The 13,727-nt window shown below is 43.4% G+C and carries 12 protein-coding genes, 1 riboswitch and 1 other annotated feature; of the genes, 6 read left to right on the top strand and 6 right to left on the bottom strand.

Features of this window, described 5'->3' with window-relative positions; all coding sequences use genetic code 11:
* Positions 1-3 precede the first annotated feature (3 nt).
* The 3 genes from AC0NJP_RS00245 to AC0NJP_RS00235 are packed head-to-tail and all read right to left on the bottom strand — an operon-like array spanning position 4 to position 2,037.
* On the bottom strand, positions 4-546 hold the full coding sequence (locus AC0NJP_RS00245; protein WP_474698375.1) for an HD domain-containing protein: 543 nt from the start codon (positions 544-546) through the stop codon (positions 4-6).
* Positions 539-1,726, bottom strand: a complete 1,188-nt coding sequence (gene hisZ, locus AC0NJP_RS00240; protein ID WP_474698374.1) for an ATP phosphoribosyltransferase regulatory subunit — start codon at positions 1,724-1,726, stop codon at positions 539-541. Before hisZ ends, AC0NJP_RS00245 begins: the two co-directional genes overlap by 8 nt.
* A 5-nt stretch (positions 1,727-1,731) precedes the next feature.
* The gene (locus AC0NJP_RS00235) at positions 1,732-2,037 is read right to left on the bottom strand and encodes a YerC/YecD family TrpR-related protein (protein ID WP_474037920.1); all 306 of its coding nucleotides are present in this window, start codon (positions 2,035-2,037) and stop codon (positions 1,732-1,734) included.
* Positions 2,038-2,290: 253 nt separating this feature from the next.
* A riboswitch (SAM riboswitch) is annotated at positions 2,291-2,411 on the top strand.
* Positions 2,412-2,483: 72 nt separating this feature from the next.
* On the opposite strand from AC0NJP_RS00235, the gene AC0NJP_RS00230 reads away from it, so the two are divergent.
* From AC0NJP_RS00230 to AC0NJP_RS00220, 3 genes are read left to right on the top strand one after another with little or no spacing between them, the layout of a single operon-like run.
* Positions 2,484-3,542: a methionine ABC transporter ATP-binding protein gene (locus tag AC0NJP_RS00230; protein ID WP_474698373.1), complete on the top strand. Its 1,059-nt coding sequence runs from the start codon at positions 2,484-2,486 to the stop codon at positions 3,540-3,542.
* On the top strand, positions 3,511-4,164 hold the full coding sequence (locus AC0NJP_RS00225; protein ID WP_474698372.1) for a methionine ABC transporter permease: 654 nt from the start codon (positions 3,511-3,513) through the stop codon (positions 4,162-4,164). Before AC0NJP_RS00230 ends, AC0NJP_RS00225 begins: the two co-directional genes overlap by 32 nt.
* A 31-nt stretch (positions 4,165-4,195) precedes the next feature.
* The gene (locus AC0NJP_RS00220) at positions 4,196-5,020 is read left to right on the top strand and encodes a MetQ/NlpA family ABC transporter substrate-binding protein (protein ID WP_474037917.1); all 825 of its coding nucleotides are present in this window, start codon (positions 4,196-4,198) and stop codon (positions 5,018-5,020) included.
* A gap of 81 nt (positions 5,021-5,101) precedes the next feature.
* Here the strand turns inward: AC0NJP_RS00220 and AC0NJP_RS00215 are convergent, their stop codons facing one another.
* On the bottom strand, positions 5,102-5,740 hold the full coding sequence (locus AC0NJP_RS00215) for a TetR/AcrR family transcriptional regulator (RefSeq protein ID WP_474037916.1): 639 nt from the start codon (positions 5,738-5,740) through the stop codon (positions 5,102-5,104).
* Positions 5,741-5,911: 171 nt separating this feature from the next.
* On the opposite strand from AC0NJP_RS00215, the gene AC0NJP_RS00210 reads away from it, so the two are divergent.
* The 3 genes from AC0NJP_RS00210 to AC0NJP_RS00200 all read left to right on the top strand — a co-directional run bounded on the left by AC0NJP_RS00210 (position 5,912) and on the right by AC0NJP_RS00200 (position 9,157).
* On the top strand, positions 5,912-7,387 hold the full coding sequence (locus AC0NJP_RS00210; protein ID WP_474037915.1) for a DASS family sodium-coupled anion symporter: 1,476 nt from the start codon (positions 5,912-5,914) through the stop codon (positions 7,385-7,387).
* An 87-nt stretch (positions 7,388-7,474) separates the two neighbouring features.
* Entirely contained in the window at positions 7,475-7,651 is a 177-nt protein-coding gene (locus AC0NJP_RS00205; protein WP_474037914.1) for a hypothetical protein, read from the top strand.
* A gap of 56 nt (positions 7,652-7,707) precedes the next feature.
* Positions 7,708-7,914 (top strand) — a binding site (T-box leader).
* A 79-nt stretch (positions 7,915-7,993) separates the two neighbouring features.
* The gene (locus tag AC0NJP_RS00200) at positions 7,994-9,157 is read left to right on the top strand and encodes an aminotransferase class I/II-fold pyridoxal phosphate-dependent enzyme (RefSeq protein WP_474698371.1); all 1,164 of its coding nucleotides are present in this window, start codon (positions 7,994-7,996) and stop codon (positions 9,155-9,157) included.
* 65 nt (positions 9,158-9,222) lie between these two features.
* Here AC0NJP_RS00200 and AC0NJP_RS00195 read toward each other — a convergent pair whose 3' ends face one another.
* Positions 9,223-12,147 (bottom strand): insulinase family protein, encoded by a 2,925-nt coding sequence (locus AC0NJP_RS00195; protein ID WP_474698370.1) that lies wholly within the window; start codon positions 12,145-12,147, stop codon positions 9,223-9,225.
* Positions 12,148-12,311: 164 nt separating this feature from the next.
* Positions 12,312-13,694 carry an amino acid permease gene (locus tag AC0NJP_RS00190; RefSeq protein ID WP_474698369.1) on the bottom strand — a complete coding sequence of 461 codons (1,383 nt, stop codon included), beginning with the start codon at positions 13,692-13,694 and terminating at the stop codon, positions 12,312-12,314.
* Between the last annotated feature and the right edge of the window lie 33 nt (positions 13,695-13,727).

Raw genomic sequence — 13,727 nt, 5'->3', positions numbered from 1 at the left:
CTATTAATGCAATTCATCAGCCTGCCGCAGCAAGCTAAGTTCTAACGAATCCGCTTCCCGCGGCGGCTGGTGGTGAATGCGGACAAGAGCTACAAGCAATTCGTCGCACCCTAGCCTTTGCAGTCGATCAGCGCCCACTTCGCCATGACAATAATGCAGATATAAAGCCCGTCGCCAATGATCTCGCGGTAGTGCTGTCTGACTGGCCCACTTTCTTCCCCGCTTTTCCCAAAAACAGTCAAATAAGACTGTCCATATTTTATCGAAAGTCGTCACATCGCCTTTCAATCGTCCCACATCATGCAGCAATGCCGCTCTAATCAGCAAATTCAGCTGAATAGAGCGGCTTTTTGTATGAGAAATCGCCAAACGCCGGACGCTATAGGCGACCTGTAGCGCATGATATTGATCGGGAAGATTCATTTGATAAAATAAGGCTCGTTCCTTTTCTTGTAGATATTCTTGTACAAACTGATGATCCTCCGCTGTTAACACAGCGGCAAGAGCCGCTGTAAGCTGGCGAATTCGCTGTTGCCAGCTAGTCACAATAAATCAACTCACTATAGCCTTTTTCTTGCATGGTTTTCTCAGCCTCGGCGCGCTCCTGCGCCCAAAGCGCCATGGCAACACGGCGACCTTCACTTCTAAGGGCGGAAGCTTTTGCGATCGCCTTAGCACTAGCGCCGTCTTGCCAAGCAATGTACACATTGTCTTTGGCAACAGCCACTTCTGCGGCCTGCCGCTCTAAAGCCAGTAAAACTCGCTCCATGCCTAGGGCGAAACCAGTAGCAGGCGCACCTGGTCCAAACGAGGCCAGCAATTGATCATAGCGGCCGCCGCCGCATACAGGAAAGCCAAGACCCGGCGTATAGCCTTCAAAAACAACTCCCGTATAATAGTCGAAATCGCGAATCATGCCAAGGTCAAATTCTACATACTTGGCTACGCCATAGCTTTTTAAAAGCTCGAAAATATGCGTTAAATCAGAAAGCGCCTGAGCACTTTCTTTCGTATTGGCCAATTTTTCCGCTTTCGCCAAAAGTTCTTCGCGGCCGTGGAGAAGCGGCAGTTCCAGTAGCGTCTTTTGGATATTCTCAGGCAGATTGGACTCAGTTACAGCAGCTTGCAGCGCCACGAGATCGCGAGACATTAAGAGTCTCTTCAGGTTTTGTTTCTGACTGCTTGACAAATGACTTGCCGCCATCATGCCGCTAATAAACTGCATGTGACCAAGGCTCAACTGAAATTCTTTTAAGCCGCAGGCGGCAAGCGATTCTACCGCCAAGGCAATAATTTCGGCATCAGCCTCTGGACCGGGCACACCCATAAGTTCTACGCCAGCCTGATGGAATTCGCATTGTCGGCCAGCCTGATACTCCTCCTGCCGAAAGACACTGGCAATATAGCTTAACCGTAGCGGCGCTTCATTTTCTTTGAGACGGGTCGCAGCGACTCTGGCCATGGGCGTCGTCATTTCCGGCCGAAGTACAAGCAAACGATTGGTTTGATCAAAAAATTTAAATACATTTTGCTCGTAGGAATTGCTTTCAGAAGCAATCGATAAAGTTTCCCAATACTCAAAGGTCGGCGTAATGACTTCATCATAGCCCCATTTGTCAAAAAGCTGAGCTAACCGATCTTCTAAAATCCGTTTGCGTTTCGCCTCCTGCGGCAAAAAGTCGCGCGTTCCGTAAGCAATTTGAGGTAAAAACTGCGCTGTTTTCATAGACTCTATTCCTTCTCCTCTGCTTCAATTCGCGGCAAAATTGTCCGATAGCCATCAGCCCCGTAATAGAGACAACGCTTGACACGGCTGATCGTGGCAGTACTTGCCCCGGTTTTTTCTACAATATCATCATAAATAGCCCCTTTTTCCAACATTCGGGCTACTTCCAATCGCTGCGCCATTGCTTTGAGTTCACTGATTGTACAAATATCCTCAAAAAACTGATAACACTCCTCTAGTGTCTCAATGGAAAGAATTGCTCTAAATAATTGATCCGTATGCGGATCCTGTATTTTTTGATTAATGGACATAGCTTGAACCCCCATCATTTTCTTATGTGTTTCCTTTATTCGGTATAAGAAATAACAGTTCCTGCTTTCCTTTAATTCTTTATCTCTTTTTCTTTTTATCACTTTTATTCTTTAATTTATAAAATTTCAACTAAACTGATACTAAACTCATTATAAATAGCTCGAATATTCAATATATACTTTTTTATTACTTCTCCCTTGACAGACATTCTATCCTTTGCTATTATCAATTCTAACAACTCCATACACTTGTAATTCATCAAGAGTTGGCTGAGGGACTGGCCCAATGAAGCTGCGGCAACCATCGTATTTTGCAAATATGTATAATACGAACGGTGCCAATTCCTACAGGATGATATCCTGGCAGATGAAGCGATTGCTATGACAAGCTAACTTCCTCTGCTCCCTGAGCAGAGGTTTTCTATTTTGTAAAGGAAGTGACATGTATGATTACTTTGAAAAACCTCTCCAAAGTATACCAGTCTGATGCTGGTTCTATACCCGCGTTAGAAAACATTAATCTTACCGTAGAAAAAGGAGAAATTTTCGGCATTATTGGTAAGAGCGGCGCTGGCAAAAGCACCTTAGTCCGTTGCATGAACATGCTGGAAAGACCGACAGAAGGCGAAGTTCTCGTCGCTGGCCAAGATCTCACGGTCTTAACCGAAAAACAGCTTCGCGATGCTCGCAAGCAGATTAGTATGATTTTCCAACATTTTAATTTACTTTCTTCCCGTAGCGTATTCGACAACGTAGCCTTTCCGCTAGAGCTAGCCGGAAAAAGTAAGAATGAAATTAAAAATGCGGTTTTGCCGCTCTTAGAGCTTGTCGGCTTAGCTGATAAAGCAAATCAGTATCCTTCCCAGCTTAGCGGCGGCCAAAAACAGCGTGTCGGCATCGCCCGCGCTCTAGCTAGTCAACCAAAGGTTCTGTTGTGCGATGAAGCCACCTCGGCGCTCGACCCGCAAACGACTCACTCGATTTTACAGCTGTTAAAAAGTATTAATAAAAAATTAGACCTTACTATTGTTCTTATCACTCACGAAATGCATGTCATCAAAGAAATCTGTCACCGCGTAGCTGTAATTGAAAACGGTCATATTGTCGAAGAAGGACCGGTCTTAGATATCTTCACTAATCCGCAATCAGCTACAACTTGTGATTTCATCAGTACTTTAGAGCAAAACAATCTGGACGAACTCTTAAGCGGTCGTGAAATCCGCCAAGAGAGCGTCACTGGTGATAATCTGCTCGTAAAACTTTCCTTTATCGGCGCTTCTGCTGAAGAGCCTATTATTGCTAGCTTGATTCGCCGTTTCAATGTAGACGCTAGCATTCTCTACGGCAATATTGACCATATTGACAGCACGCCTTACGGGACTCTTGTAATTGAACTGTCAGGCGTTAAAGAAAATATTGAAAGCGCCTTAAAGTATCTACAAACTAAAGATTTAGGAATCGAGGTGATCGGCTATGTCGCAAGAAATACTTCAATTGCTGGCTGAGTCTTTTGGACAAACCGTATATATGGTCATCATTTCAACAGCCATTGCTACGATTCTCGGCATACCCCTCGGCGTCATTCTTGTCGCCACGAATAAAGGACATATCTTAGAAAAACCAGCTTTAAACCGCATATTAGGTTCGATTGTCAATGCAACACGTTCCGTCCCTTTCATTATTTTAATGGTAGCGATCATTCCGCTTACCCGTATGATCGCCGGAACATCGATCGGCACCAATGCAGCCATTGTCCCCTTAAGCATTGCCGCCATTCCTTTTGTGGGCCGCATCATCGAATCGGCGTTAAAGGAAGTCGATCAAGGACTGATTGAAGCTGCTCAATCCATGGGGGCTTCGCCTTTTCAGATCATTACGAAAGTACTATTACCTGAAGCCATGTCTGGTATTATTTTAGGTCTTACGATTACGATCATCAACTTAATCGGCTATTCCGCTATGGCCGGAGCAATCGGCGGCGGCGGTCTCGGCGATTTGGCAATTCGTTACGGCTATCAACGGTTCCGCGGCGATATCATGTTGATTACTGTTATTATTTTGATTGTGATGGTCCAACTTGTTCAATCTTGCGGTGATCTTTTTGCCCGCCGCGTCAATAAACGCTAAATTTCAAAACTAAAAATCAGGAGGGAAATTCATGAAAAAGCCATTGAAATTGCTTTGCCTTGGTCTTAGTCTCATTACAACACTTGCCTTTACCGCTGGTTGCGGCGACAGTAAAAATGCCGCCGATTCCTCTAAGGACAAGGTCATTAAAGTCGGTGTAACTGCCGGCCCCCATGCTGAGTTAATGGATGAAGTCAAAAAGTTAGCAGAAAAACAAGGTCTTAAAATCCAAGTTGTTGAATTCAACGATTATATCCAGCCTAACGTAGCGCTCCAGCAGGGCGACATTGATGTAAATAGTTTCCAACATGATCCTTATTTAAAAAATATTATTAAAGACCGCGGCTATGATATTGTGAATATCGGTAAAACAGTCATTTTCCCGATGGGTATCTACTCCAAAAAAGTAAAGGACCTTTCGCAGTTGCCTGATGGCGCTACAATCGCTGTTCCAAATGATCCGACCAATGGCGGTCGGGGCCTGCTGTTGCTCGAACAAAAAGGTGTAATTAAATTAAAACCTAATGCCGGTCTTACCGCAACAGCGGCTGATATTGCCGAAAATCCCAAACACTTAAAAGTAAAAGAACTAGATGCCGCCCAGATTCCCCGTTCCCTTGATGATATCGATGCAGCTGCCATCAATACAAACTACGCCGTTACAGCCGGACTGAATCCCTTAAAAGATGCCATTGCCTTAGAAGGCGGCGAATCGCCTTATGCTAATATTATTGCTGTAAGAGGCAAAGATAAAGAAAATCCAGACTATCAAAAACTCGTTAAAATATACCAATCTGATGAAATGAAAGCTTTCATTAAAGACCACTTCAAAGGTTCGGTTATTGCCGCCTGGTAAATAAATAGAGCCAATCAAACAAAACAGGGTTTTTCAAACGCTAAAAGCGATTTGAAAAACCCTGTTTCTTTCTTATTTCATTCAATTCGTTCCGCGATTTACAATTCCATAGAAAAAAGTATCAGCAATCATACAAGCACTCTGTTCCAAACTGTCTGGGCCATCAGCAGCAAATTTCTGAAAAACCATCGTTAAAATCACGCTAAATAAGCAATACGCTGTTCGGTCTGCCTGACATGTTCGGAAAGCTTTTTTTTCAATTCCTTCTTCTAACACTTTTTCTAATAGCGAAATTGTTGCTTTAAAACATTCTCGATATTTATCGCACTGCTTTTCCGAAAGAGATACGCTACTGGAAAAGCCACGCATTTCATGCATAAATACACGCCATAAATCAGCATTTTTAACGTAAAATTCAAGATAAAGACGAATCAGGATTTTGATCTTCTCCAGCGGATCCCTTGCACTCTCTACGATCTTCTTAGCAGCTTCTTCAAAGGGCCGACTCCGCTCAGTGACTAGAGTGTAGAAGAGTTGTTCCTTATTATGAAAATAATTATAAACAGTTCCCTTTCCCGTATCAGCTAGAGCAATGATCTCATCTACTGTAGCCCGATGGTAGCCTTTTTGAGAAAACACCGTGTAAGCAGCATCTAAAATTTGCTCTCGTTTCGTGCGCATGTCTACTGCTGTTGGATCAATTGCTGCTTGTTCTGCCATGGGCACCTCCGTGAAAAATATCTATAATCTATTATAGAAATTCAAGACTTCTCTGTCAATGCAGGTTCAGTAAAACAAAAATTACACAAGCAGGAGGATTTGACTCTTTTTTGCATAATATACGTATATATGTATACATGTACATCACAGTAAAGGAGTGAAATCTTTCTTATGACAAATGAAGCAAAGGAATCTTTCGGGCAAAAATACGGTCTTATTATTTCTCTTCTCGCCATGGCTATCGTACTGATTATGCCTACCCCAGCAGACCTGCCCACTGCTGGTCATCGCATGCTGGCTATTCTGGTATTTTCCGTCATTGTTTGGATGACAGATGCCATTTCCTATCCGGTCAGCGGCGCTATTATTTTAAGTTTGATGGCTTTTCTATTAGGCATGGCGCCTGATCCGGCAAAGCCTGCCCTACTATTAGGAACATCCAATGCCTTAACCCTAGCGCTTGGCGGCTTCTCTAATACAGCCCTAGCCCTTGTCGGCGGCGCACTCTTTTTAGCTGCCGCGATGATGCAGACAGGCCTTGATAAACGCATCGCTCTTGTCGTTCTTTCCAAAATTGGTGCAAAAACAAACCGCGTACTTATGGGCGTAATTACGGTCGGCTTTATTCTCAGCTTCTTTGTGCCAAGTACAACAGCCCGCGTCTCCTGCCTCGTCCCTATTGTTTTAGGGATTATTACAGCTTTCGGCGTAGATCGTAAAAGCCGCTTTGCTGCGGTTATGATGATCGCCACAGCTCAGGCTGACAGCATCTGGAATGTAGGCATTAAAACAGCTGCCGCACAAAACATGATTGCTCTCGGTTTTATCGAAAAACAACTTGGCGTTTATATTTCCTGGATGGATTGGTTTCTCGCCGCAGCGCCCTTTGCGATCCTGATGTCAGCAGCGCTATACTTTGTTCTACTAAAGCTGATGCCGCCGGAAATGGAGGAAGTTCCTGGCGGTAAAGAAGCAATTGCTAAAGCGCTCGCCGATCTCGGACCAATGAGCATTGCCGAAAAAAAGCTGTTAACCATGTCGTTTGTACTGCTCTTTCTCTGGTCAACCGAAAAAATTGTCCATCCCTTTGACACATCAACTACGACTCTTGCCATCATTTCACTCATGCTCTTACCGAAAATTGGCATCATGTCCTGGAAAGAAGCGCAGGCCAGAATTCCCTGGGGTACGCTTATCCTGTTTGGTGTCGGCATTAGTTTAGGCTCTGCCTTACTTTCCACAAAAGCAGCGGCTTGGCTTGCCAAAATCATTGTGGTTCTCTTTGGTTTAAAAACAATGCCGGCTCTAATTATCTTAGCTGTGTTAGCAGCCTTTCTCATTATTATTCATCTCGGCTTTGCCAGTGCAACGGCTCTAGCTGCTGCTATGATTCCTATTATCATTTCTATTCTGCAAGGAGCAACTACGCCAGGACTCAATGTGGTTGGCTTAACCATGATCCTCCAGTATGTAGTCAGCTTTGGTTTTATTTTACCTGTGAATGCACCACAAAACATGATTGCCTATGGTACCGAAACGTTTGAGGTAAAAGATTTTATTAAGACAGGAATTCCACTGACCCTTATTGCTTATGCCATCATCATGCTCTTGGGAGCAACTTACTGGAAATGGATCGGCCTCGTGTAAAGTCAGCAAAATCAGCACTTAAGTCCTAACCTTTTTCTCCCGATATAATAAGTAGAAGGATAAAAAGTAAGCAAGGGAGTGAGTGCTATGAGAATTACGCCGATTATGCCCATTACGCCAATGGCTTCAGCTACTAAGCGAGACAACCAATTTCAAGATGGTAAATTTCGCGAACTACTGCAAAAAAGCAAACAAAGTCCGGCAAAAAATAATAGCACAAAGTCTGTAAATGCTTTTTCTGATGCTTATTCTGTAAATAAATAATTTTTTTGCTGGCAATTTCAAAACTTTTGTGTTATTATACAAACAATCAAAAAAAACAAATGGCCATGACAGGAACAGTACGCTTTATGTCTTAGCTCAGAAAGCCGGATTTGATGTGAGCCGGTGTAAGATATTCAGCCGAACGCCCTCCTGTAGCTGGTAACTTGAAATACAGTAGAGTTACCCGTTTCTTCAACGTTACTGAAGCCAAGCGAGCAATAGCTAAGTAAGGTGGTACCGCGGGATCAGTTCTCGTCCTTTTATTACAGGATGAAACTGATCCCTTTTTGTTTTTTCTGTTTTGTTTATTGAATTTTCATGTTATTTGAAGGAGGATTTTTAATGAACTGGTCAAATCGTATTTCCCCTGTTGTAAACCAAGTAGCGCCTTCGGGACTTCGTAAATTTTTTGACATTGCCGCTACTATGGAAAATGTAATTTCTCTAGGCGTCGGCGAACCTGATTTTGCAACGCCAAAACATATTATCGACGCCTGCGTCACGAGCCTGCAAGCAGGGCAAACAAGTTACACATCAAATTCGGGCCTACCGGAACTCCGTCAGGAAATCGCTAACCATATTTCCGCTTGCTGTCAAGTAGACTATGATCCGGAAAATCAGATCATCGTTACAGTCGGCGTCAGCGAAGCGCTTGATTTAGCAATTCGAACGATCGTCGCCCCTGGCGATGAAGTGCTGATTCCAGAACCATGCTATGTAGCTTACCAGGCCTGCGTAACGTTTGCCGGCGGCGTCCCTGTTCCGATTGCTACCAATCCCAGTCGTGGCTTTTGTGTAACCGCTGAAGAGCTGGAAGAAAAAATCACAACCAAAACAAAAGCTATTATTTTAGGTTATCCCAATAACCCAACCGGAGCAATCATGCCCCAAGCAGAACTTAGCCGCATTGCCGCCTTAGTGGAAAAACACGATCTGCTTGTAATTTCCGATGAGCTTTACTCAGAACTGACTTATGAAGGCAGCCATGTCTGCTTTGCCGCTCTACCTGGCATGAAAGATAGAACCATTCTATTAAACGGTTTTTCTAAATCCCATGCAATGACCGGACTACGTATCGGCTATGCTTTAGGAAATGAAGATTTTATCGGCGCCATGGTAAAAATCCACCAATATACCATGCTGTGCGCTCCCGTTACCGCCCAAATTGCCGCTTTAGAAGCATTAAAGAATGGCTACAAAGAAATGCGCAAAATGATTGATCAATACAATGTACGCCGCCAGCTTATGTACAAAGGACTAACAGAAATGGGACTGTCCTGCTTTGAACCGCAAGGCGCCTTCTATATCTTCCCTTCCATTCAAAAAACCGTTTTATCCTCGCAAGAGTTTTGCGAAAGACTGTTGCAGGAAGAGCGTCTCGCTGTAATTCCTGGCGATGCTTTCGGGGCTTGCGGCGAAGGCTTTATCCGCTGCTCCTATTCCTATTCCACCGAACATTTACAGGAAGCCCTTAGCCGACTGGAACGTTTTGTTTCCCGCTTTTAGACGCCAAAACCGGCAGCAGGCTTAAGCCCTGACTGCCGGTTTTCTTTCAAATCGCTCAGGCAGACTTATTCAAAAACAGAAATAAGTTCGCCGAATAATGCTTTATTTTCTTCAATTTTTTCGCTGCCGCCGAGAACACACAAATAATTTGCTCCAAAGCATTCCTTAACAAGCGGAGCAAAAGAACGGATTTCTTCTTGCGTCAGTTCTAAAATTTCTTTGCGTTCTTGTTCCCGATCGGCTTGCGTAATATGCTGCAGATAATATTCTGTCGCCTTCTCGCCTTTCATCGAAGGGGTTAAAGGTGCATCAATCCCACTCATTGTGCCGATAATATACTTCGTCATTTCCCGATCACTTACGGTAAAGCCGTTAATATAGTCGGCTGTTTCATCGTAGACAGACAGGGTTTCAGCAAGATTGGGATCGCGATAAGAACCAAATGTCATGTTGCCATTTCGTTCAAACTGAGCAAAAGCGCCATAAGCGCCCCCCTGCACGCGAATGCGATTCCACAGATAATCATAGCGCATAATCGTTTCAAGCACTTTCAATCCGCCATGATAGGTATAACCTAAGCGACGGAAATTATAGGCTTTAGCGGCAAATTGAACTTTGGCTGATGTCATTAAGCCTTCATTTTTTGCACCAAAGCAAAATTCATACGACTTAGGTCCTTCACTGCTCTCTTTGAGTTCCTGCCACAAACCAGTAAAGTCTTCACAAAATTTCTGGTAGTCCTCTGCTTCAGTCGTCAGACTAATCATGAGTCCTTGCTTTGTGAAAACAAGCTCAGCCGTCTTTTTCAAATTCGCTTGAATTTCAGAAAACTTCTCTTCAAAGTTATTATCAAGATCAGCTAGGAAATGATAAAAAGATAAGTAGCCTTTTTCCCTAAACTGCGATACTGGTGAAATATAAGAAAGAGCACGGCTAGACGAAATCAATTGACCCCGTTCTAAAATGACAGCAGCCATTTTCGCTTTTAATTCACCGATCAATTCTTTAAGCCGTTTGCGATCTTCAAAGGAGCTGTGGCCAAGTATTTCACCAAGCAAGCCCATAAGTTCACCTAGTTTACTCACAAGAGCCTTCGCCTTCACTTTAAATTTCGGGTAAAGAATTCGATCATCATCTTTTTCCGAAAAAACAATGGAGGCAAAGGATACACCGCCAGTATGAATATTGAGCTCATTAGACAATTCGCCATAACTATACTTCTCTGTGCTTACTTTTCCCAGTACACTATCAAGCAAGAAGAGATAAGGCAGTTGACTTTCCGGCACAACAGCACTATCAAAATAGAGATTTACATAGGCAATCTTATTCGTAAATAGCGGATGAAGTAGCAGCTTCGCTCCATTGAGATCTTTTTCGCTGAGCGGCAATTCTTCTGTTTCCCGGGAAATATCAGCAAGACTGAGCAGCGGGATTGTCTTAAGCGCTTCCGGCGAATCAGGCGCAAGCTGGCGTTCTTTCAACTTTTCCGTCTGCGCAATAATCGTTTCAAGCTCCGCCTCGCTTAAAGCGGCTTTATATTGAGCGAGCTTGTCCCTTACCGCACGGTTCACATTTTCGGCCAAACCTTTTTCTGGTTTCACTACAACCATAGCCTGATGGGTATTGCCTAGCAGTTTTTCTTGAATCATCTGCTCAAAATAAGGCTGCTTGAGAGCCTGTTTTACTTTTGCCAAAGGAGCTTCAAAGGCAAGATGCACAGCAGGATCTGCGCCATAGAGCCAGCTATCCATGCATTTAATATTATAAATCAACCCTTTCGGGTAATTGCCAAAATTGGCTTCACGTAGTTGAAATTCATGAATATTGATCGATGCTTCTACTAGTTTCTTATCAAGACCTTCTTGCGAGAGTTTCTCTAGTGTTTCGTAAACAATCTGCACAAAATCATCCTGCTGATCTTCATTGGCGCCCCTGACGCCGATAGTAAAGACAGGCTGCAAAATACTTTGATTAAATTGACCATAAACGTCTTTGCCGATTCCCGCATCAAGCAGCACTTTTTTCAAAGGAGCTGCCGGTGTGCCGAGCAGCAAATGATTTAAAATATCAAAGGAAAGCGCCACTTCAGGATCTGTTGCCTCACCGACGACGAAACTTAGGCTTAAAAACGTCTTATCAGCTTCTTTCTCACTGGGAGAAATCGGATAGGGATAGGTCGCCACATAGGTAGAATCAAAAGCTGGCTGTTTTTCAATTTCCGAATCAACCGCGCTGGCCGAAAAATGACTTAGATATTCTTCGTCAATAAAACGCAGCTCTTCGGCAATATCCATCTTTCCGTACAGGAAAATATAGCTGTTCGCTGGATGATAGTATTTTTGATGGAACGCCAAAAATTGTTCCTGCGTTAAATCAGGAATAAATTCCGGATCGCCGCCTGATTCAACCCCATAGGTTGTATCAGGGAAAAGCGCTTCTTGAATTTTCCGCTCTAACACAGCATCAGGCGATGAAAAAACGCCTTTCATTTCATTATAAACAACGCCCTTATAAGTAAGTTCACTTTCCTTGGATTCTAATTCATAATGCCAGCCTTCCTGCATCATAATTTCAGGGTATTTGGCAATATTGGGATAAAAAACAGCATCAAGATAGACATCCATGAGGTTGCGGAAATCTTTGTCATTCCGGCTAGCCACAGGATACATCGTTTTGTCAGGAAAGGTCATGGCATTCAAAAAAGTATTGAGCGATCCCTTTACTAACTCAACGAAAGGCTCTTTCGTAGGAAATTTACGTGAGCCGCATAAAACCGAATGTTCTAGAATATGGGGCAAACCCGTACTATCGGTCGGCGGAGTTCTAAAGGTAATGCTGAATACTTTATTATCATCATCTGTTTCCAGATAAAATAACTGAGCGCCGCTTTTTACATGGCGATAGATTTTGGCTGTACCATTTACTTCAGCGACTGGCTTGCTTTCTTCCATAATAAAGCCGTGAAGCAAATCTTTTGATTTTGTCTGCATATAGCGTTAACCTCTTCCTTAAAAGATTTGTAGTCCCTGCACATTATTCCTATGCAAATATCATTATTCTTATTCGTTCCGCTGGGCAAAGTTTCCTGCGTAGTGACAGATAGCAAAAAGGGAAAGCTGCTGCTTTCCCTCTTGTAAGTAAAGTTTTAGAAGAATTATCCTTTATTGTACTGCTTTTGGCGAGATCTTTCACCCATGCCAAAAATATAATAACTGGCGATTACAATGACGCAAAAAACAGCGCCGACAATCAGCGAAAGCTGCGTATCTTCATTAAACCACATGCCAATCAGCACAAAGATCAAGAACACTACCGTAATATAGTTGCTAATCGGATAAAGCGGTGACGTGAATGGATGGCTTTTCATCTCATTTTCCCATTTTTTTCGAAACTTCATCTGACTAATTGCCAGTACAAACCAAGGAATCATACCTGGTAGTACGCTAGCACTATAAATATACAAAAATAATTTTGATTGCGGCATTAAATAATTCAATAAAACGCCGAATAATAGGCACACAATCGTTACAGCAATACTATTACCGGGTACGCCGCTCTTAGAAATTTTGCCAAAAAAAGCGGGGGCTTGTCCATTTTCCGCCAACGTATAGAGCATCCGACCAGCACTATAAATGCCACTGTTACAGCCTGATAACGCTGCTGTCAGCACAACAAAGTTAATAATGCCAGCTGCCGCCGTCACGCCAACTTTAGCAAAAGTCATCACAAAAGGACTGCCGATTGTGCCAATTTGATTCCAGGGATAAATTGTAACAATAACAAAAATGGCGCCAATGTAAAAAATCAAAATACGCCAAATAATATTCTTAGTGGCGCGGCGTAATGTATTTTGCGGATCTTGCGCTTCCCCTGCCGTAATCCCGACTAGCTCGACCCCTTGATAAGCCGCCGTTACCAAACAAAGCGCAAACAAGAATCCTTCCCAACCGCCAGCAAAAAAGCCGCCTTGACTATAAAGATTTTCTAAACCAATCGGCTGGCCCATATTGCCAAAACCAAAGAAGATCATGCCCACGCCAATAACGAGCATCACTACAATTGTTGCAACCTTTATCAGCGCAAACCAAAATTCGAATTCACCGTAATATTTTACTGATGCCAAGTTGGCGGAAGCGACTAAGGCAACGCCAGCAAGCGCGGGTAACCACTGTGGCAAATCAGGCAGCCAATACTTCACATAAATTCCAATAGCCGTTACCTCGGACATCCCGACAGTAACCCATAGAAACCAATAACACCAAGCAGTCAAGTAGCCAACTAAGGGGTGAATATACTTATGCCCATAGGTAGCAAATGAACCAGTAACAGGCTCTAAAAACAGCATTTCTCCCATAATTCTCATCACAAAAAACATGACAAGTCCGGCTAAGGCATAGGCCAGCAGCACTGACGGTCCTGCCCACTTAATCGTACTGGCTGATCCCATAAATAGACCAACGCCAATGGTTCCGCCTAGAGCAATCAATTCAATATGCCTTGCTTTGAGACCTCTAGTTAGTTGTTGTTGTTCACTCATACCAAATCCCCTTCTGCCTTGGCAGACATTCTG

Source organism: Pelorhabdus sp. sgz311002, from assembly GCF_056134285.1.
Note: the sequence above shows the minus strand (reverse complement) of the source record. Positions and strands in the feature narration are given on the sequence as shown.

Bases quoted from the DNA above. Each gene is read 5' to 3' on its own strand.
- AC0NJP_RS00220 (WP_474037917.1), top strand. From the start codon at position 4,196: ATGAAAAAGCCATTGAAATTGCTTTGCCTTGGTCTTAGTCTCATTACA.
- AC0NJP_RS00225 (WP_474698372.1), top strand. From the start codon at position 3,511: ATGTCGCAAGAAATACTTCAATTGCTGGCTGAGTCTTTTGGACAAACC.
- AC0NJP_RS00190 (WP_474698369.1), bottom strand. From the start codon at position 13,694: ATGAGTGAACAACAACAACTAACTAGAGGTCTCAAAGCAAGGCATATT.
- AC0NJP_RS00210 (WP_474037915.1), top strand. From the start codon at position 5,912: ATGACAAATGAAGCAAAGGAATCTTTCGGGCAAAAATACGGTCTTATT.
- AC0NJP_RS00200 (WP_474698371.1), top strand. From the start codon at position 7,994: ATGAACTGGTCAAATCGTATTTCCCCTGTTGTAAACCAAGTAGCGCCT.
- AC0NJP_RS00215 (WP_474037916.1), bottom strand. From the start codon at position 5,740: ATGGCAGAACAAGCAGCAATTGATCCAACAGCAGTAGACATGCGCACG.
- AC0NJP_RS00205 (WP_474037914.1), top strand. From the start codon at position 7,475: ATGAGAATTACGCCGATTATGCCCATTACGCCAATGGCTTCAGCTACT.
- AC0NJP_RS00195 (WP_474698370.1), bottom strand. From the start codon at position 12,147: ATGCAGACAAAATCAAAAGATTTGCTTCACGGCTTTATTATGGAAGAA.
- AC0NJP_RS00230 (WP_474698373.1), top strand. From the start codon at position 2,484: ATGATTACTTTGAAAAACCTCTCCAAAGTATACCAGTCTGATGCTGGT.
- AC0NJP_RS00235 (WP_474037920.1), bottom strand. From the start codon at position 2,037: ATGTCCATTAATCAAAAAATACAGGATCCGCATACGGATCAATTATTT.
- hisZ (WP_474698374.1), bottom strand. From the start codon at position 1,726: ATGAAAACAGCGCAGTTTTTACCTCAAATTGCTTACGGAACGCGCGAC.